The sequence below is a fragment of the Paenibacillus sp. FSL R10-2199 genome (assembly GCF_038000235.1).
GTDB lineage: Bacteria > Bacillota > Bacilli > Paenibacillales > Paenibacillaceae > Paenibacillus_AQ > Paenibacillus_AQ phytohabitans.
Genome location: NZ_JBBOBO010000001.1, coordinates 3,067,886 through 3,088,963 on the forward strand (window position 1 = coordinate 3,067,886; position 21,078 = coordinate 3,088,963).

Consider the following 21,078-nt stretch of genomic DNA (forward strand, 5'->3'; position numbering starts at 1 on the left):
GAGATCGTCAGTCAGACAGGTGTGAATAAATATGAAGGTAACTAAGGACACGAAAATTGGAAACATATGGTCAAGTGAAATTGGACGGTCAGTTATTTTAAAGCACACCCCAGATATTGAAAAGGAACCTCTCTTTGTAATCGTCCAAGCGAGTTCTTTGGCTGAATACGCATCAAGCAAACTGGTCCATCCGAATCCCGACGAGTGGGTCTCATTCATACTACGAGATTTAGAAAACGTGGATATTTCGAGGGAATGGAAGACAGAGGGCGCTCCTTCTCCCGATTACGAAGATTTGACTACAGCGAGTGGTAGTGCAAGTGTTCAAGTATCTGGAACGACTGAAAAGTGGGATATCTTTGAGATTGAACTTCATGGCCCGAGCCATGGAAATCCCTACATCGACTTGGAGCTTGGCGCTCAATTCACATGCGCAGACAAGACTGTAAACGTTCGTGGTTTCTATGAAGGAAATGGGATCTTTCGAATTCGTTTCATGCCGAATGTTGAGGGCGAGTGGGAATACCGAACAACTAGCAATAGCCGAACGTTGAGCGACATTACAGGAAGATTTACATGTATGCCTACCAAAGAGGGAAATCGAGGACCTGTCCGTGTTGCCGATACCTTTCATTTCGCTTATGAAGACGGTACACGCTATATTCCCATCGGTACTACTTGCTATGTTTGGACTCATCAAACCGAGGAATTGGAAGAACAAACACTATCAACACTTGCAAAGACCGCGTTTAATAAAATACGTATGTGCGTATTTCCAAAATCCTTTATTTTTAATGAAAATGAACCGCTCCGTTATCCATTTGCCGGATCTTTGGAAGAGGGCTGGGACTTTTCCCGATTCAATCCAGAATTTTTCCAACATCTCGAACGCCGGATCCGTGATTTGGACCGGCTAGGAATTGAAGCGGATATAATTTTGTTTCATCCTTATGATCGATGGGGCTTCTCCACAATGGATCCTTCCGTTGATGCCCGTTATCTGAAATATATCACAGCAAGATTATCAGCGTTCCGTAATGTTTGGTGGTCGCTAGCTAATGAACATGAATTGCTATGGGACAAGCCAGACGAGGATTGGGAGCGTTTCGGACAAATTGTAACCGATAATGATCCATACGGACACCTAATCTCAATTCATAATTTTGTGAACGTCTTTGATTATTCTCGGCCTTGGATTACGCATTGCAGTCTTCAAAAATCGGAAACTGATTGTTCCGCAGCATGGAGAAAACAGTGGGGGAAGCCGATCGTAATTGATGAGTGTGCTTACGAGGGCAACATCAGTCCTTTTTGGGGCAATATCACTGGTGAGGATATGGTTCGGAGATTCTGGGAAGGTGCTATGCGTGGAGGGTATGCCGGTCATGGAGAAACTTACTTTGATCCTAAGGATATTTTATGGTGGTCAAAGGGGGGAGTATTACATGGTTCCAGCCCTCAGAGAATTAAGTTCTTACGTGAAGTTATTGAACAAGCACCATCTGGTGTCCTCGACCCGTTGATGAATGAATTTGAGTTTATTGCAGGTGTTAATGATGAATTTTATATGTATTACTTTAGCTCCAGACAACCTTGTTACTACGATTTTATTATGAAACCGGGTTCATTCTACAAAGTGGATATTCTTGATACTTGGAACATGACGATTGAAGAAGTAGATGGAATTTTTGAAGGGGTATTTCAAATAAAGCTACCCGGCAGGTCATATATCGCAGTGCGTCTGCAGCGAGTATAAGAAAATGATGTAAGATCGATTCGAACACTCTGAAAACAGATAATAGGGACATGCTATATTAGTGTGTTCCTGTTAAATCTTATTACAGTCGATTAGGTATTCGAAGAAAAACTGTACTTTTTGTAGTTTTTCTAGATATCATAAGCAGTTCTACGCTTGTATAATTTGTAATGAAAGCGCGCGCATTCAAATTTTATTTTAAAGTAGGTATTTATTCTTAGAGTTAAAATGCTCATTACTTAGCAAACAAACGAAAAGGGGAAAGCGATATGAAAAAATTGATAACGCTAACATTGGTACTTGCGTTGTCCGCCTTAACAGCTTGCTCTAACAATTCCGAATCATCTAAGAATAATATCGCCGATACTAAGACTGCGGCAGATATTCCAACAATTATCTGGCAGTACCCTACACCGGGGAATTTAGGATCCGGTTTTCAAGAAGTAGAAGATACTCTCAATGCCATGTTAGAAAAAGATGTTGGCGCTCGTGTTAAATTTGAGCCTGTAGGCCTGATGGAATCCTCTAAAAAAGCATCTCTTTCTGTGTCAGTAGGAGAACAACTAGACATCATGTTGACTGCTTTTACCGGTTTGGGGCCATCTGTTGATACCGGAATGATTGTTCCTTTAGATGATCTTCTTGATAAATTTGGAACCGATATTAAGGAACAGACAGGAGCGGCATTGCTTGGTTCGAGCTATAATTCAAAAATATATGGAGTTCCACCGGCTTTTATTAATGGCCATGGTTACGGTTTCTACGCACAAACAGACATTCTGAATAAATACGGAATTACTATTGATCCTAATAAAAAATATACCTACGAAGATCTGAGCAAGATTTTTGCAACAGTTAAGGCGGGAGAAGGGAAAGAGTTCTACCTTACGATTCCGTGGAATACAACACAAGACCCGGCGAACAATTCTTTTAATGAATACGATAAAATTGGTGGCTCTCTTGCTTCTGGAGTGTTGATGCTTGACAAAGGATTCGATAACACGACAATTACGAATCTATTTGCCACCGATGCCTATGCAAATTATGCAAAAACCATGTATGATTGGGCACAAAAAGGTTATATCTCTCCTGACGCAGCTATCACAAAACAATCGGTTGATTCACTACTCGCAACTAAAAAGTATTTTGGCATGTTTTATTGGAATGATGTTTTAAACGCAGAGGAATATGGCGCTTCAAATGGCGTGAATATAACTGCAATTCCAATGTACGATCCTTACGTTGGGGGCAATGGTGGTCAAGTAATTACCTGGAATATAACAAAAACCTCAAAAAAACCTGATAAAGCAATGGAAGTATTGAATTACATATACAAGAATAAAGAAGCGGCTTGGTTGCTTCAGTTCGGGATTGAAGGAAAAAGTTATAAGGTCGTTGAAAAGACTGACCAAGGAACAAGAATTGAATATTTAAATAAAGATACTTCGAAGCTTCCATATTATCAGCCTTATGGAATTTACGGAAATCGATTGGAATGGCCTGTGACTGGTACAGTTCCAATTAACAAAAATGAAATCGTGAAAAAAGCTGATGAGAGCATTCCTGAATCAAGATATTCACCGGCTATTGGTTATACCTTTGTTCAGGATAAGGTTTCAACAGAAATGGCAGCAGTAAATACTGTAATTGACCAGTATACACCAGCAATCAATAGCGGATTAGTGGATCCTGATAAGCAATTGCCTGAATTCTTATCTGCGTTGAAGGCAGCAGGAATTGATAAAATTATTAAAGAAAATCAAACCCAATTTGATGAGTGGCTCCAAAACAAGAAGTAGTAAATATCTAAAATATAGGATATAGGAACAGGGCTATTCCATAAGAGTAGCCCTATCCCTTAAGGAAGGGGATTCTCATGAAGAATACCGGAGAGAAACAGTTAGATAAAAAGAAAAAAAAGCGCTGGAAGCAATATATCCCTGTCTACATTATGGTTTTACCAGGCCTTTTGTATATGCTGATCAATAATTATATTCCGATGTTTGGTGTCATTATTGCCTTTAAAAAGTTGAATTTTTCAAAAGGGATTCTGGGAAGTGATTGGAATGGTTTAGATAACTTTAAATTCCTTTTTGCAACCAGAGATGCATGGACTATTACTCGAAATACTCTTCTATATAATGTAGCATTTTTTATTGTTGGTACTATCCTTTCTGTAGCTTTAGCAATATTAATAAATGAAATTCGGAGCAAATTCGCCTCGAAGTTTTATCAAAGCGTAGCATTGCTACCATTCTTGATGAGTTGGGTCGTAGTCAGTTATTTGGGATATGCCTTTCTCTCATCGGACACGGGGTTGATCAATAATTCAATACTTAAGCCATTGGGAAAAGATTCAATAAATTGGTACATGGATAAGACCTATTGGCCGCTAATTCTAATCCTTGTGAATACCTGGAAGGGAATCGGCTATAGTATGATTATTTACCTTGCAAGTATTGTAGGGATCAGCCAAGACTACTATGAAGCTGCAACGATAGATGGAGCAAGCAAATGGCAGCAAATTAAAGGAATCACCTTGCCACTCTTAAAACCAACAGTCATTACCCTGTTAATTCTGAGCGTAGGACAAATTTTCCGTTCTGATTTCGGTTTGTTCTATCAGATGCCTCAAAACAGCGGAGCACTTTATTCGGTCACAAGAACTTTAGATGTGTACGTGTATCAGGCATTGCTGAAAAATAGTGATTACGGGATGTCAAGTGCTGCTAGTTTCTATCAATCTATCGTAGGGTTTGTTCTTATCATAGCAGCGAACCAGTTGATTAAAAAATATAACCGCGAAAATGCTCTATTTTAGGAGGGAGAAAAATGAAATCAAAAGAAACAAGAATAGTACAGCTAATCTCCCACATTTTTTGCGGACTCATAGCTTTATGTGCTTTGTTGCCATTTGTGCTGATGATCATCTCCTCTGTAACAGATGAGGCGTGGGCAACATCGAAAGGGTACTCATTTTTTCCTGGGAAGTTTAGCTTAGAAGCATACAGATATATCGGTGTACAGTGGGATACGATTGGAAAAGCTTATTTAATGACACTGTTGGTAACAGCAATTGGAACAACAGTAAGTGTAATAATAACAACATTATTCGCTTATGGGATCTCCCAAAAAAATGTACCAGGGATGAAATTTATAAGCTTCATGCTGATATTTACTATGTTATTTAATGGTGGTCTTGTTTCTACTTATTACACTTATGTTCAATACCTAGATATCAAGGATACCATTTGGGCATTGATTGTACCTAGCTTATTGATGAACGCATTTAATGTTATCTTAGTTAGGAATTATATATCGTTTAGCATTCCTGGTGCGTTAAAAGAAGCAGCGACGATTGATGGAGCAAGTGAATTCCGTATATTTGCAAGTATAATCATACCGTTAAGTTTGCCAATAGTAGCTACAATTGGTTTGATGACTGCACTGTCCTATTGGAATGACTGGCAAAATGGTATGTACTACCTGTCAGGGCGCGGAGGTAATCATCTATATACGATTCAGATTTTCCTAAATAATATAAACGAAAATATTCAAGTGTTGATGCAAAATGCTTCAAAAGCATCCGCGCTAGGTGCTAAAGTCTCTGAATTACCTTCGACCACTATAAGAATGGCTATTGCAGCGATCGGAATTTTACCAATACTTATCATGTACCCTTTTTTCCAAAGATACTTTGTAAAAGGGATTACATTAGGTGGGGTAAAAGAATAACTGTAACTGTACAAATTCTCTTGAATTATTAATAAGTTCTAGTTATAAAGCCTGAGGAGGTACAATTTTTAATGATACTTCAACATACGTTTAATGTTCCAGAAGATAAGAAAATTCGATTAATTATTAATTCCGATACCAAGAATGAAGCGGATGATCAATACGCAATCGTTCATGCGCTTTTAACTCCTCTTTTTAATGTTAGAGGGATAATTGGGGCTCATTTCGGTGAACACCGAACAAAACATTCAATGCTAGAAAGTTATGAGGAGATCAAAAGACTTTTAGATTTGATGAACTTAACAAATGAGATCTGTGCCTTTAAGGGGGCCGAAAAGGCCATGCCGAACGAGAAGTCCCCAGTCTTGTCGGAAGGTTCAGAGTTTATCATCCGTGAAGCTCTTACTGATGATCCAACACCGCTTTATGTTATCTTTTTGGGCCCAATAACGGATTTAGCTGCAGCTTACTTAAAAGAACCCGCAATTGCAGGTAGATTAACTGCCGTTTGGGTTGGTTGTGGAGTATGGCCTGAAGGGAATATGGAATATAATCTATCAAATGATATTCATGCAGCTAATGAGGTATTAGAATCAGAGATTCCATTGTGGATTATTCCGCAAGATGTATATGTGAATCCAAGGGTTAGTATCTCTGAGCTGGCTGTAAAAGTAAAACCACATGGAGATATTGGGAATTATTTGTACCAACAACTGGTTGATTTCAATTTGATGATGAACAAACGAACGGATTGGACCAACGGAGAGAGTTGGTCCATGGGGGACTCTACAGCAGTCAGTGTACTTATGGATTCACATATGTTTGGTTATGAAATGAAACCGGCGCCTCGCATCACTGATGATATGCGATTCTTGCATTATCAAAATGAACGAATGGTACGTTGGTATCATTATATCGATCCGAGATTTACACTTGAGGATATGTTTGCAAAGCTCAAGCTTCATTATGGAGTTTGACTTTAACTAAGATAAACCTAAGTGGATGAACAAATCTCCTCGTGGATGCTCATCGTGGATGAAAATATGCACAGTTAACAACACCATAAAGTTAATTACCGGGAAAATCCAGTAGGAATTGATGATTTCATTCTCGATTCATTTGTTTGAACTCCGTATCTTTGCCTTGTTCTCTCAAAGTTCGGATACAATGATCTTGCTTACCGATTGCTTTTACAAAAGGAATACCCTGGAAGCCGGCTTAACTGTATATATGAATGACCAGTTTCACTATGAGATTGCGCTGACCTATAATGTAAATGATGGTCGTAAGGTAACTCTTCGACGCCGGATAGGTTCCTTGTGGAAGAGCTAGAAGCCAATGTGGAGAGCACGGAGATCATACTCGGTGTAGAAGCTAACCCTTCTTACGTTTTTATTTTTTATGCGGAACCTAACGGTAAACAACAACCATTTGAATCTGGGAAATGTTTCTTACTATCTACAGAAGTTGCAGGAGGGTTAACAACAGTATTTGAAACTAAGTTGAAAGGTACATTTTATCTGAATGGGTTGTTGATGATTTTTCCAATAACTCATTCTTTTTAAAGGGAGTTTTGTATTGAAGGTAAACTGGTATCAAGGTAATTGGAATGTTATGCTTATATAGCTAAACATACCTTGGTCTTTTCACATTACGGAGTCTGATTAATATTATAAAATTTAAAGATTTTTCTTTAAAGATGAAATTGTACTCGTGTATCACAATGTTGATTATTCTTCCATTAATCATAATGGGATTGTACTTAAATAATCATTTTGCAGATTTGGCTCAAAGAAAAACTAATGATACCATTCTCGAAACCTTGAAACAAACTCGACAAAATTTTCAGTCTATAATAACTGATACTAATGATCTATCAGTTCGAATATTAACAAATGACCAAATCCAAGAATTCGCAAGAAATGATTACCAGAAAATATTGGAACATGACAAAATCTATTGGAATATAAATAATTGGTTGAATGATATTATAGGATCTCAAAATAACTATAATTCCATTAGTATATATACAGATAAAGAAGTATACCTACAGAAAAGAATTCAAGTTCCGCATATAGATTTGAATGTTTTGGATCGTGCTTCTAGCCTCCAAGGAAAAGGTTTCTGGGTCACTGAACGAGGAGAGATTGAGTATTATCGAGGTATAATGGATATTAATAAGGTGGGAAGAATGCTTGGAATAGTAAGATTTAATTTAAATGAGGATAATCTTTTTCGTATTTATAATAATATCGGATCTTATTCGGGTTCTCAAATTTCCCTCCTTGATTCTAATGGAAACGTAATATCTTCATCAGAAAGAAGTATGCATGGAACTAACTTGGGGAAATTAGAATATGTCCGGAAAATCTTGAAGAACAAAGAGGGTTTTTTTAACGCTGAAATCGATGGTGTTAAAAAAATTGTGTTTTTTTATACAATTGAAGAAGCAAATTGGACTCTAATGCAAACCATCCCTGTAGAATCATTCTCGATGTTGCAACAGGCGATTTACCTTATTTTACTTGTTGTCATTATGCTGTGTATTTTCTTTGGACTACTCTTTTCCTTTATTCAACACAAATATTTGTTAAAGCCGCTTCTGCAGTTACGAAGAGAAATGGCAAAGCTGAAGAATGGGAATTTTAACATTACACTAACGATTGATTCTCAAGATGAAATAGGCGAGATCAGCAATGGATTCGTAAGAATGGCTCACCAATTAAAGGAAATGATTGATGATGTTTATCTCTCCAAGATTAAGCAAAGAGAAGCGGAACTTTCAGCCTTAGAATCCAAAATCAATCCACATTTTTTATATAATACGTTAGATTCAATTCACTGGCTTGCTGTAAAACATAAAAATTATGATGTAAGTGAACAAATAGAAGCTCTCGCAGAAATATTTAGACATGTATTGAATAAAGGGGATTCATTGATCACGATTCGTCAAGAAATTAGCTTTATTGAAAGTTATATGCTCATTCAAAAGCGAAAATACGGAAAAAGAATTTCATATCAAATTGAAGTTGACCAAGAACTCTTAGAATATAAAACTCCGAAATTAATATTGCAACCTCTTGTGGAAAATGCAATTGTACATGGGTTAGAGGAAGTAGTCCAAGGAGGATTTATCAAAGTTGAAATTATAAAAGCAGAACAAGGAATTCTCTTTGTAGTAACAGATAATGGGAAAGGCACAGATGAAGATAGAATTAACCGGATGATGAATGATACTACAGAGACTAGAAATGTTTTTGCATTAAAAAATATTGACGACCGTATCAAAATAAGTTATGGTTCAGAATTTGGTCTCAAGTTCGCAAGCCAATATAATATTGGCACTCAAGTTGAGGTGCATATTCCCCTTATTAAATAAAGAAGGAGGGGTTCAGATGATATTACTAATCGTAGATGACGACGAGCAGATTAGAACAGGAATGCAGGAAGGTATTGATTGGTCTGCTTTAGGAATTCAAAATGTTATTACAGCTGCAAATGGGCTTGAAGCATTAGAACGATTTAACGAGCATTTGCCGGAGATCGTTATAACAGATGTCAGAATGCCTGGTATGGATGGATTAGAGCTTTTAAGAAGAATAAAACAAATAAGTCCAATTACCAGAGTTATAATTCTGAGCGGATTTAATGAATTTGAATATCTTAAGGCTGCAATTCAACTGGACGCAGTAGATTATGAAATGAAGCCTATAAAGGCACGTAGCTTAATTGCCTTAATTCAGAAGGTCAAAGAGGATATAATTCGAGAACGAATGACAAATCAGGAATTTAATAAATACCTTCAATCTTATAAGAATAATTTTGCCACTGAGCTTTTATCAGGGGGAATATCTGATCGGTTGATTATTTTGGAGGGGTTACAGCAATATTTTTCCTTTGACGCAACTGGCACACTCATTGGCATTTCAGTAATTATTGATGGTAATGGTAATGGCGACTTTATAAAAACAACTGCAGATAAAATGATTGATATATTTGAGAACAGTGAGCTATCCTCTCGAGGGGTATGTTTGAAAATAAGAGAGGACAAACTCTTTTTCCTGCTAAAGACTGAAACCATTTCTCAGCTTTACTGCCAGCAGTATATCAGTGAAATAATAAATCAGTTACGAATGTGGAATAGGGAATTAAAATCTAATGGGCTAAATACTTTCTCGGCTGGAATTAGTAATCCTATTAATGTTTCTGAATTTGTAGTATTACTTAACCAAGCTCATCAAGCATTAGCTGTAAGGTTTTATAAAGGAAATGGTTCTATTCATCTTTTTAGTAAAATGGAGGAATTGCAAGAGGGAGCAATATCAGGATTATTGGAAAATGTAGAATTTAAGTCCTATCTAGCCAGGGGAGATCTTAAAGCAGTAGGTTTGATGGTTCATAATGAATTTGAACACTTGAAGTCAGGAAGTAAATATAGCAGGAAAAGTGTGTCTGCTTACTCAAGAAGCCTGCTTCAGTTAATTATGATTACACTTGCAAATCTCCCTGGTGATATATTTGATTTTGTCCAAGGTGAAATTATTTCTCTTGAAGAACGTTCAGAATATTTAAGTTTTAATGATGTGGAGAATATTGTACTTAACGTACTGGAGAATATTGAAGAGAGATTATCAAAAAAGCTCAGTCCGATAATGGTTCGAGCAGAAGAATTTATTCATAGAAACTTCACCCACGAGCTAACTGTTGAGATGCTTTCGGAATATATAGGTAAAACACCTAATTACTTTAGCCACCTATTTAAACGTGAATTAGGTATTACCTTCAAAGAATACGTGACCAGATTAAGAATCTCTAAAGCGAAAGAGTTAATAATTAATACAAATGATTTAATTTATGAAATCAGTGAAAAGGTTGGTTTCTCTGATTACAATTATTTTACTCAAGTATTTAAAAAGATTGAAGGACATCCACCTGCATTCTTAAGGAGAAAAGAATGAAGCTCTCTGGATAATACCTCTAAATAGGAGTGTATTTAGAATGATAATTATACTTCTCTTGATATAGGCGAGTGAATAGAGAAATTAAAGTTGTTATGTACTTCTCTCTACCGAAAAACGGGTGATTGTACATAGCGATATTAAAGCTGAAGCTGACGATCAGTTCGCCATTGTTCATCATTTACTGTCTCCGTGTTTGGAGGTGCGAGGCATTGTAGCATCACACTTTGAGTGAGGTTCAAAAAAGTTTGAACAGTTAAAACACCAAATGGTGGTGATGAAATGAATATTAAAGGGGACTTGATTACATTGAGAATCGCATTTAACTCTCTTGTTAAGATTTGGTAGGTGCCAAAGTCAGTATACTGCACAATGGAAAAACACTTTCTGAGCTGGTTGATAAAGTTAAATCTTATGGTGCTCTCGGTGAGTATTTGTTTTTGCAAATGATTAAACTCAACGATTTTTACGGCCAAGCTCCGATGCGAATACCATTTGCCCATGGAGAAAGTTGGGTCTTAGGAGATAATCCAACTGGTAAAGATATATGTGTATACGATTCTATAGATACAAGATTATGTTTGCATGACTTTTTCTCAAAGATAAAGCTTTGTTATGGACGACATAAATGAAAGCGATATCAAAAAGTCGTGATATTGGCATATATAAAGTCGTCTAAACGTTAGTCGATGTTTAGATTAAAGTCTCTTCATCTGACAAATCTTCCTTAATAATAGAAGGAAGCTGCTCAAGCTCGACAAGATGGGCAGTATTCATGCGATTATTCCCTGACAGCATTTTGTATTCGTAACCTGTTTCATTTTCAATTGTACGAATAATGACTGGTACAAAGATGCCTTTGGCTGCAATACTGTCCACCATGTCAGTGAGGTGTTCGCCCTCATACAAGTGGAAGGGATGGTTTTTAAAAAAATCTGATTTTATTTATAGGAATAAACTGGATCTTCCCTTTGATGAAAGAGGGGTTGCATTATGAGATGGATGCTCCGAAAGTTTCAGTAGTTCATCAATGCCCCCCAGTTTAGGAGTGATTCGTGGCTTAGGCATGTTCACCAACTCCCTTGCCAAGGTTTTCTAAGCTGCTGTTACTTTGGATTAAGGCTGATAAGTGGCTTCTCCAACTTTGACAGAGAGAGGGATTTGCGATGAAAAAATACGTATAATTCCTCCGTAGTAATCCTAAACCAACTTAAATGCATCTTCAGAAAATCAGCTTCGCAATACAAACTAACACAAATAATATGCATATTCAAGGTACATTATCTTCAAAAAAATAAGATATTCTTCTTAATAATTTTAGATTAGTTTTCTTATAACTTGAGTTTTATAAAAAACGTGTTGTCGAATGAATGTAATTAAAGTCAAATCGTTAGAAGGTTATCGAATTGACAGACAGAAGAAGGACATCCAGCCTGACTGATCTTTAACGGCGGGGTTTTTCCGCTGTATATGACAGTAAAGTATGGGTCCTCGATTCCGTCTGGGCACTGATCCTGCCGTCAGCCGTTCCGGTTAATAATATAATTTTATTGTTGAACTCTTTCAGAGGCTTGCCTAAAGAACTGAAAGAAGCAGTCTTGATCGACGGAGCAGGTCGGTGAACCACCCTGTGGAAAGTATACGTTCCGTTATCTGCACCGGTTTTAGCTACAATTACACTTTTTTCATGGGTCTTTCATTGGAATTCCTGGTTTGATGGACTGATTTTTATGAACTCACCACATCACTATCCGTTGTAAAGTTATCTGCAGACTGTAGTCATTCAGCAAAACTTCAACTAAGCCAGTCTGGAAACGATAGCAGGGCTGCAGAAGATTAGTGACCACACTTACAAATCTGCTCAAATATTCTTAGGAGTTTTACCTATTTTTCTAGTGTATCCTTTCCTTCAAAGATTCTTTATGACGGGAATTGTATTAGGCAGTATAAGGAATGGCTATTATTTATAATTGCATACTCAGATTAAAGAGGGTCGCTACCAGATATCAAATGCTGCTTCGGCCCCGCTGTTTGATTGCATATAGTTCGTTACTCTTTGGAGTTTTTATGAACAGTAGCGCGGTACTGTCTGGGTGGCAATCCGATCTTTTTCTTAAACAACCGATGGAAGAACTTTAAATCAAGATAACCGACAGCTTCAGCAATTTCTCTGACACTATTGCGACTTCCTGTTAGCAGACGGCAAGCGGCATCCATCCGCACATTCTGGACATACTCCTTAAAACTCATGCCAGTCTGACGCTGAAACAAGCGGCTAAAATGCCGTTCACTGAGGTTTGCTTTGGCGGCAAGTTCCCCGAGCGTAAGCCCGGTTGCATAATAATTGTTAATATAAATGACTGCTTCATCAACGGTTAACCATTGAGGCTTATCTCCAGCAGATATACCGAGCTGCAACTGATGTCTGTATAGGCCTGTTATAATCCGCAAAACGAGTGAAGAGAGGATCAGCATATACCCCGGTGGTTTAGCCGAGAATTCACGGTACATCTCATGGAACATAGCATGATACTCCCCTCTGGTATCCCTCATGGAGAACCAGGACAGGTGCTTGTCCGTAAATGAATTGGAAATATCTGCATATGGTGAAAAGTCTGCCAGAAGTTCTGTTAAAAATGACGATGGAAACAAGCAATTGTAGACGATAAGCGGCCGGTCTTTTTTTGGTGTTGTAGGCCTGAATACATGACTTTGACCAACAGGTATGAAGAAGAGCGTTCCATGCTCAACAGGAACAGCCTCATTGGCTATGTAATGAACGCCTGTTCCTTCACTTACGTAAGTTATCTCTATAAATTCATGAGAGTGTTCGGATAACTCAAATGTTTCAAAAGCACGATTCACAAAGATCGGTACTTCTGGTTCAAAAAAACTTTCGCCAGTCATCATATAAGTACTTCGCTTGATACTCATAAATAACCTTCCTTCCAAGAGGCTGCAGTGTTGATCTCATTCTACGTAATTGATGATAGGATGTCTATAGACACCTATAAAATAGTCGATATTAACCTATAAGCAGACTCTTATTTCCTCTTACAATATTACATGTAGATGTACTTTATAATGAATCAGGAGTGATATATGTGGCCAATTGTACGATCACTAATCTTCGAATTAATTATCGGAAAAATCCCGTCGGAACCGATGATGCCAAGCCGCGGATTAGCTGGCAGATTAACACTGAAGCCAGAGGTTTTGTTCAATCTGCCTATCAGATTCAAGTTGCTTATCGTTCCGATTTTGAATCGGAAATTATCTGGGACTCTAAAAAGACAGATTCAGATAAAAACGTTCATATTGAATACGCAGGTCCTGTTTTGAAATCTCATACCAGATATTATTTTAGAGTCCGTATCTGGGACTCTAAGGGTGACCAATCCGAGTGGAGTGAGCCGGGGCATTGGGAGACAGCATTTATGTTTGCTGATGAATGGCAGGCATATTGGATTACGGCACCGGCACAGAATGATGATTTAGAAAACGAAGCGTGTGATTATATACGATCAGAGGTTTCATTGTCCCAAGATATTGTCTCAGCGAAAGTATATGCAACTTCGCTAGGGATGTATCGGCTATATATCAATGGAATACCTGCAGATGATACATTGTTTAATCCTGGCTATACAAGTTATAAGAATAGGCTGCAATACCAAACCTATGACGTGACCTCCTTAATGAATTCAGGCTCCAATGCGATTGGGTGCATCTTAGGTAACGGCTGGTATAAAGGATACCTTGCATGGGAAGGAGAAAATTCGCACTACGGGAATACCCGTGCTTTAATGATCCAGATGCATGTTACTTTGGCTGACGGTTCTGAACAAGTTTTCATTTCAAATGATGGGTGGAAAGTTTCTTCCGGACCAATCTTGATGTCTGAAATATATCATGGGGAAACCTATGATGCCCGTCTGGAGGTGGAGGGCTGGTCCTCTCCTGATTTTGATGACCAGCATTGGGAAAGTGCAGTGGTTATTAAAGCTCCGGTATCTGCATTGGTTGCCCAAGAGAACGAGCCGGCAAGAATAATTGAAACGCTCAAGCCTGTAGCTGTCATTACAACTCCTAACGGAGATACCGTGCTTGATATGGGTCAAAATATGGTCGGCTTTGTGGAATTCACTGTTTGTGCGGAGGTAGGCACCTCCATTACTTTACAGCATGCCGAGGTACTAGACCGTGACGGTAATTTCTACACCGGAAATTTGCGTTCAGCAAAGCAGACTGTGACGTATATTTGTAAAGGCAACGGAAAGGAGACGTTTCATCCGAACTTTTCCTTTCAGGGTTTCCGGTATGTGAAAGTGACGGGGGTACAAGATCAATTGCTAGAGCAATTTCTAGGCTGCGTTATTCATTCCGATTTGGAGAAAACAGGGAGCTTCCGTTGTTCTGATGAATTGGTCAATCAGCTCCAGCACAACATTTTATGGGGGCAGAAGGGAAACTTCCTTGATGTACCTACAGACTGTCCGCAGCGTGATGAAAGATTAGGCTGGACAGGAGATGCCCAAGTCTTCATCCGTACAGCAGCTTTTAATATGAACGTAGTTCCTTTTTTTGAGAAATGGTTAAAGGATTTGGCTGCAGATCAAGAAGAAGACGGAAGAGTTCCGCACGTTATCCCAGATGTTCCTGTAGCAGGATACGGATCTTCAGCTTGGGGAGATGCGGCTGTTATTTGTCCTTGGACATTGTATCAATGTTATGCAGATACCCGGGTTCTGGAAACGCAGTATCCAAGCATGAGAGCTTGGGTCGAATATATCCGGGCACAGGGTGAAAATGAATACTTATGGAATACAGGATTTCACTTCGGTGACTGGCTCGGTCTCGACGCCAAAGAAAACAGCTACATCGGCGCTACGCCAAAGGACTTAATTGCTACTGCATTTTATGCGTATTCAACCGAATTGCTGGCTAAAACCGCGGCAGTAATAGGTAAAGAGGCAGACGCTGATAAGTATACCTTCTTGCATAAAAATATCGTGGATGCTTTCCGCCAGGAATTTGTCACGCCAAATGGCCGGGTAGCTTCACCGACACAAACAGCATATGTATTGGCTCTTATGTTCGATTTAATGGAAGAGCATGATCGTCTCCGCACGGCCAAAATGTTAGCCGAGCATATTGAAGAGAATGGAGTACACTTAACGACCGGCTTTGTGGGTACACCTTACCTCTGTCTTGTTCTTTCCCGGTTCGGGTATACGGACCTCGCTTATCAGTTAGTGCTGCAAAAGGAATATCCATCCTGGCTATATTCTGTTATTCAAGGAGCGACTACGATCTGGGAACACTGGGACGGAATCAAACAGGATGGTACGTTCTGGAGTGACGATATGAACTCTTATAACCATTATGCTTATGGTGCGGTTGGTGACTGGTTCTACCGCGTCGTTAGCGGTATTGACCTGATTGAACCGGGATACAAGAAAATTCGGATTCAGCCGCATATGGGTGACCAGTTCTCATGGGCGGAAGCATCATTTGATTCTGTATACGGGACGATCAGCACGGCTTGGAACAAACAGGATGACGGTACGGTGAAGCTGGATGTAGTCATTCCTGCGAATACATCGGCTGAAGTAATACTACCAGCAAGTAGTATGGATAGTATCCTGGAGGGAGAGAAATCCTTGAGTCAAACCTCTGGTCTGCTCAAAGTGGAGCAATCCGGTTCAGAACAGTTACTTCTGCTTGGCTCTGGAAATTATAGCTTTACGTTGACAAATAAATAAATTTTATTCTTCAAACGATCTATACAATTCTATTATGGTAGGGCGGATAATAGGATGCTCCTAATGTATTATATTTTCCTAACAGTGTAATGATAAGTAATCAGAAATGGAACAATTACGGGTCGTTTTGTTGATAGCATCGATCTAAATTTGCAAGTTATGATTAAGCCGGGAATGGGCATTAGAAAAATATATTTATAATTATGAAAGGACTGTATGATGTGAAATATAACTCAATCAAACCTGGACAAATTTGGCTCGATACAAATGGAGAACGTATTCAAGCGCATGGTGGTTCCATAATTACAGTGGACGATACATTTTATTGGTACGGAGAAAATAAAGAAAATACTGATGGCCAGAACGATAATTGGCATTGGGGGGTTAAGTGTTACGCTTCAAAAGATTTGTACAACTGGGAGGATAAAGGAATCATTATTCTTCCTGACACTGAAGATGAATCCTCCCCTTTACATCCTAAACAATTTATGGACAGACCACACATTATCTACAACGAGAAAACAAAAAAAGTTCGTATGCTGGCTAAAGATTATGAAAAAAGATGGAATACAAGCCTCTACGATTTTGACGGCAGATCATATTTTAGGGTCCTATACTATCGTAAGAAGTGGTCTGCGTCCGCTTAATATGAGCGCTGGTGATTTCGACTTAGTAATCGCTCCGGACGGTAAAGCATACTATTATTTCGAAAGGGTACATAGTGAGCTTGTTTGTGCCGACCTGACAGCTGATTTTACGGATGTAACAGGTTTCTATTCAACGCATTTTCCGAACGTACAACCACCTTACGTACGGGAAGATCCTGCCTATTTTTACCGAAAAGGACTTCATTATTTATATACCTCAGGCACAACCGGGTATCATCCTAACCCTTCAGAAGTAGCTTATGCTAAATCTTTTCATGGCCCGTGGGAAGTAATGGGCGATCCGCATACGGGTGATCTTTCTCGTACATCATATAATTCACAGATTACATCTGTATTTAAACATCCGTTTAAAAAAAATTTGTACATTGCGTTAGCAGACCGTTGGATTCCAAGTCTTCCGGAAATCGCCGGTGAAGATTATCACACTGGAAAGCGTTATTCCAAGATTGCAAACCAGTATAAAGCAGCTTTTGACAATGATATCGAGCCTGAAAGTGAAGAAGACGAACATAATGATTTAACTATAAACACCTCTATTTCCAATTATGTATGGCTTCCTGTCCGGTTTGAAGGCGATAAGGCATATCTGGATTGGAAGGATGAATGGAAAATAGAAGACTATGAATAATTTAAGATATACATGATAAACAGGAGCTAATGTTGTCCGAAAATGCCTATAAAAATGTCGGAAACACTCCTTTGCTGAGGTGCCTGTTCAGCCTACAATTAAAATGTTCCATATACCCTGAGTACTTGTAAGGAGAAATATTATGATTTATGACAGTTATAAGTTTAAAGTACCGAATCAAAAAATGATTCGTGTCATCACTGACACAGATGCAAAGAATGAAGCAGATGACCAGTACGCAATCGTTCATGCGCTTCTTAGCCCAAAGTTTGATAACAGAGGAATTATTGCTGCTCATTTTGGAAATTGGCGATCCAGCACCAGTATGGATGACAGTTATGAAGAAATTAAGAAGATTTTAGATCTTATGGAATTCGAGAGTAAAGATATGGTATTCAAGGGAGCTCCGCAAGCTCTTTCAGATGAACAAACACCAGTTCCTTCTGCCGGGGCAGAACTCATCATCAAAGAAGCTATGTCAGATGATCCACGGCCGTTGTTTGTTACATTTTTAGGACCGCTTACAGATATGGCTTCTGCATTGTTAATGGAACCGCGCATTGCAGACCGCCTGACTGTGATCTGGATTGGGGGAGGTGCATACCCGGCAGGGGAAGATGAATATAATCTCTGGAATGATATTCATGCGGCCAATGTTGTGTTCAAGTCCCAGGTGCCTCTTTGGCAGGTTCCCAAAAATGTATATCAGCGTGTAATGGTCTCAATGGCAGAGCTTGAATATCGGGTCAAGCCTTATGGTGAGCTTGGAAATTACCTGTTCGAACAGCTGGTTGAATTTGGACATACAGAGGCTGCTCTTAACACGACTATAAGGACAGGTGAATGCTGGTGCCTAGGTGATTCACCTGCATTTGGCCTATTATTATGTGATCACGAATATCACTACGACTGGGTGCCGGCTCCAGAGTTTACTCAAGATATGAGATACGTACATGAACGGAATAACAGACCTATTAGAGTTTATCGCGATGTAAACAGCCGGTTTATTCTAGAGGACTTCTATATAAAGCTGGCGATGTTTATTGAGAAAAGAAAGAGTGCTATAAAAGAGTCAGCAGATAGTAAATAAAAGGAGAATGTATTAATGAATAATAAGAGAGATTATTTAAACGCCACATTATCTCCTGAAACCCGGGCAGAGGCTCTGCTGCAAGAAATGGATGTTTATGAGAAACTTGGGCAGCTCGTCTGCTATATGCCGGAAAAACTTTCGGAATATGATGTACTGGATAAAAACTATGCCCATGGTGTCGGACATGTCAGCAGCCTTCAGATGAGAGCGTTGGAAACGCTTGAAGATGCCGTGAGACTTCAGAGGGAAGTACAAGAAAAAGTGATGGCACTGAGCAAACATCACATTCCTGCCATTTTTCACATGGAAGGACTTTGCGGGGCTTATATTCAAGGTGCGACCAGCTTTCCCTCAGGCATAGGGCGTGGTGCTTCATGGAATCCGCAACTGGAACAGGAGATCGGTAGAATTGTCGCCAGACAAGAGCGGGCAGTCGGGATTACTCATGTATTCGCTCCGGTTCTGGATATTTCCAGAGATTCAAGATTCGGGCGTCAAGGGGAAACGTATGGAGAAGATCCTACATTGGCTTCAGCCATGGGAGTTTCTTTCTTAAAAGGAATCCAGGAAGAAACTACCGGCAAACTTCGATCTGAAGGAGTTGCCAAACATTTTCTTGGGTTCCATGGTTCGGATGGTGGAATTCATGGGGCACATTGCGATATACCGCCTAGGCTGCTTCAGGAGGTTTATGGTAAACCCTTTCAAGCAGCCATTACTGAAGGTGATCTGAAAGGAATAATGCCTTGCTATGCTTCCATTAATGGAGAGCCGATATCAGCCTCGGAAGAAATTCTGACCAAGCTTTTGCGCGAGGAAATGGGATTTGAAGGTATGGCTGTCTCTGATTACTGCGCTATTATGAATGTTCACCATGTTCAAAAGCTCTATGAAAGTGACACGGAAGCAGGGCTTCAAGCTCTAAGCGCAGGAATGGATGTAGAGCTTCATTTCATTAAATGTTTTAATGATGAATTGGCAGACTGGTTTAACACTGGAAAAGCTGACATTACTCTTTTGGATCGAGCTGTAAAACGGGTGTTGGAAGCTAAGTTTCGCATGGGACTTTTCGAGCAGCCGTTTGCATTAACAGGTGAACAACTGTATGAAGCATTTAATGATTCTAAAGATGAACAAATTACTCTCCAGTCAGCCCGAGAGTCTTTAGTCCTGTTGAAAAATGATGGAGTACTTCCTATTAAAAAGGATGTAAAGAAAATTGCAGTAATAGGCTGCCATGCAAACAACGCACGAATTTTCTTTGGGGGATACACACATTTCAGTATGACAGAAGGACTATTGGCCAGTATTTCTACGATGGCAGGTCTTGAAACTAAGGCTGATGATCAGAAGCAGGCTATGGAGACAATCCCTGGTACCCCTATTCAAGTAGATAATGATCCAGCATTTGATGCATTGTTGCAACAACAGAAGCCAGGTACCAAGAGTCTGCTTGAGCATTTAAAAGACAGCATGCCAGCAGCTGAAATTGAATATTCTTATGGTTATCCGATTGCCGGGAATGATATTTCCGGTCATGAGAAGGCTTTGGCAATGGCTAAAGATGCTGATCTCGTCATTGTTACACTGGGAGGAAAGCATGGTACAAGTTCAATTGCATCTATGGGAGAAGGCATTGATAGCACAGATATCAATTTACCGTTCTGTCAAGAAAGCTTTTTGCTAAAAATATCCGAATTGCAAAAATTGGTGGTAGCGGTACATTTCAATGGGCGCCCAATTTCAAGTGATGCTGCAGACTCTTATGCAAATGCAATTATTGAAGCCTGGAATCCTGCTGAAAAAGGTGCGGAGGTCATTACTGATGTGTTACTTGGGGCATATAATCCAAGCGGTAAACTTCCCGTTTCTGTTGCCCACGTAGCCGGTCAAATTCCTGTATATTACAATCATCCCAACGGGTCCAGTTATCATCAAGGGGAAAGCATTGCCTTCTCCAATTATGTGGATATGCCTCATACCCCTAGATATTATTTTGGACATGGACTATCTTACACAAGTTTTGAATATTCCAGCCTGCAAATCATGAATAAAGAAGTTACACCTGATAGTACGGTCACTATAAGCTTTGATATTAAAAATACAGGAAAACTAAAGGGAACTGAGATCGTTCAGTTATATTTAAAAGACCGCTTTGCAAGTATGACGAGACCCGTAATGGAACTGGCGGGCTTTAGACGTATTGTATTGAAGTCTGGCGAGCAGCATACTATTACTTTTCAAGTTGAGCCTAGCCAGATCGCGTTTTTAGATAAGACCATGAAGTGGAAAATCGAGGCTGGTGATGTCGAGGTTTGGATCGGCAGTTCCTCAAATGATATCAGATTGAAGGACAGTTTCCGGATTATATCTGATGCTTATGTGGATGGCAAAGAAAGAAAATTCTATTCTAATTAGGGCGGATTAAGAAATTATTGAATTTATTGGAGAGGAAAGTGATTTTTGTAGTGCTTGAAC

General features: G+C 39.2%; 17 protein-coding genes and 1 pseudogene. 16 read left to right on the forward strand and 2 right to left on the reverse strand.

Translation table 11 applies throughout. The annotated features are described in order from the left end of the window. The first annotated feature begins 31 nt into the window (after nt 1–31). The 10 genes from NYE33_RS13380 to NYE33_RS13420 all read left to right on the forward strand — a co-directional run bounded on the left by NYE33_RS13380 (nt 32) and on the right by NYE33_RS13420 (nt 11,081). Nucleotides 32–1,756, forward strand: coding sequence for a DUF5605 domain-containing protein (locus NYE33_RS13380; RefSeq protein WP_042139227.1), 1,725 nt, complete (start codon nt 32–34; stop codon nt 1,754–1,756). A 269-nt stretch (nt 1,757–2,025) separates the two neighbouring features. After that, on the forward strand, nt 2,026–3,555 hold the full coding sequence (locus NYE33_RS13385) for an ABC transporter substrate-binding protein (protein ID WP_042139226.1): 1,530 nt from the start codon (nt 2,026–2,028) through the stop codon (nt 3,553–3,555). 77 nt (nt 3,556–3,632) lie between these two features. Next, on the forward strand, nt 3,633–4,577 hold the full coding sequence (locus NYE33_RS13390) for an ABC transporter permease (protein WP_042139224.1): 945 nt from the start codon (nt 3,633–3,635) through the stop codon (nt 4,575–4,577). Nucleotides 4,578–4,588: 11 nt separating this feature from the next. Beyond that, nucleotides 4,589–5,491 carry a carbohydrate ABC transporter permease gene (locus NYE33_RS13395; protein ID WP_042139223.1) on the forward strand — a complete coding sequence of 301 codons (903 nt, stop codon included), beginning with the start codon at nt 4,589–4,591 and terminating at the stop codon, nt 5,489–5,491. Nucleotides 5,492–5,562: 71 nt separating this feature from the next. Beyond that, nucleotides 5,563–6,468: a nucleoside hydrolase gene (locus NYE33_RS13400; protein WP_042139222.1), complete on the forward strand. Its 906-nt coding sequence runs from the start codon at nt 5,563–5,565 to the stop codon at nt 6,466–6,468. A 253-nt stretch (nt 6,469–6,721) separates the two neighbouring features. Next, a complete protein-coding gene (locus NYE33_RS36485; protein WP_445669810.1) occupies nt 6,722–6,823 on the forward strand; it encodes a hypothetical protein in 102 nt (33 codons plus the stop codon). After that, nucleotides 6,811–7,056 carry a hypothetical protein gene (locus NYE33_RS13405; RefSeq protein ID WP_156118701.1) on the forward strand — a complete coding sequence of 82 codons (246 nt, stop codon included), beginning with the start codon at nt 6,811–6,813 and terminating at the stop codon, nt 7,054–7,056. Before NYE33_RS36485 ends, NYE33_RS13405 begins: the two co-directional genes overlap by 13 nt. Before the next feature lie 185 nt (nt 7,057–7,241). Next, nucleotides 7,242–8,870 (forward strand): sensor histidine kinase, encoded by a 1,629-nt coding sequence (locus tag NYE33_RS13410; RefSeq protein ID WP_341066068.1) that lies wholly within the window; start codon nt 7,242–7,244, stop codon nt 8,868–8,870. 16 nt (nt 8,871–8,886) lie between these two features. Then, nucleotides 8,887–10,449 (forward strand): response regulator transcription factor, encoded by a 1,563-nt coding sequence (locus NYE33_RS13415; RefSeq protein WP_042139220.1) that lies wholly within the window; start codon nt 8,887–8,889, stop codon nt 10,447–10,449. A 341-nt stretch (nt 10,450–10,790) separates the two neighbouring features. After that, nucleotides 10,791–11,081: a hypothetical protein gene (locus NYE33_RS13420; protein WP_341066070.1), complete on the forward strand. Its 291-nt coding sequence runs from the start codon at nt 10,791–10,793 to the stop codon at nt 11,079–11,081. Between the two features lie 61 nt (nt 11,082–11,142). On the opposite strand, the gene NYE33_RS13425 is transcribed toward NYE33_RS13420, so the two are convergent. After that, the gene (locus tag NYE33_RS13425; protein ID WP_442950235.1) at nt 11,143–11,394 is read right to left on the reverse strand and encodes a ParB N-terminal domain-containing protein; all 252 of its coding nucleotides are present in this window, start codon (nt 11,392–11,394) and stop codon (nt 11,143–11,145) included. 492 nt (nt 11,395–11,886) lie between these two features. Here NYE33_RS13425 and NYE33_RS36490 point away from each other — a divergent pair. Continuing rightward, nucleotides 11,887–12,419: pseudogene (locus NYE33_RS36490) on the forward strand (carbohydrate ABC transporter permease); the annotation flags it as partial. Between the two features lie 79 nt (nt 12,420–12,498). Here the strand turns inward: NYE33_RS36490 and NYE33_RS13430 are convergent. Further along, complete coding sequence (locus NYE33_RS13430; protein WP_341066072.1) at nt 12,499–13,383, reverse strand: AraC family transcriptional regulator; 885 nt, start codon at nt 13,381–13,383, stop codon at nt 12,499–12,501. A 170-nt stretch (nt 13,384–13,553) separates the two neighbouring features. Between NYE33_RS13430 and NYE33_RS13435 the strand changes: the two genes are divergently transcribed. From NYE33_RS13435 to NYE33_RS13455, 5 genes are all read left to right on the forward strand, one after another. Next, entirely contained in the window at nt 13,554–16,211 is a 2,658-nt protein-coding gene (locus tag NYE33_RS13435; RefSeq protein ID WP_042139218.1) for a glycoside hydrolase family 78 protein, read from the forward strand. Nucleotides 16,212–16,414: 203 nt separating this feature from the next. Then, a complete protein-coding gene (locus NYE33_RS13440; RefSeq protein ID WP_341066074.1) occupies nt 16,415–16,858 on the forward strand; it encodes a hypothetical protein in 444 nt (147 codons plus the stop codon). Further along, a complete protein-coding gene (locus NYE33_RS13445; RefSeq protein ID WP_231575202.1) occupies nt 16,764–17,507 on the forward strand; it encodes a family 43 glycosylhydrolase in 744 nt (247 codons plus the stop codon). The genes NYE33_RS13440 and NYE33_RS13445 overlap by 95 nt, the downstream gene beginning before the upstream one ends. Nucleotides 17,508–17,649: 142 nt before the next feature. Next, nucleotides 17,650–18,597 carry a nucleoside hydrolase gene (locus tag NYE33_RS13450; RefSeq protein WP_042139217.1) on the forward strand — a complete coding sequence of 316 codons (948 nt, stop codon included), beginning with the start codon at nt 17,650–17,652 and terminating at the stop codon, nt 18,595–18,597. A gap of 15 nt (nt 18,598–18,612) precedes the next feature. Continuing rightward, a complete protein-coding gene (locus tag NYE33_RS13455; RefSeq protein ID WP_042139216.1) occupies nt 18,613–21,018 on the forward strand; it encodes a glycoside hydrolase family 3 N-terminal domain-containing protein in 2,406 nt (801 codons plus the stop codon). The last annotated feature ends 60 nt before the right edge of the window (nt 21,019–21,078 follow it).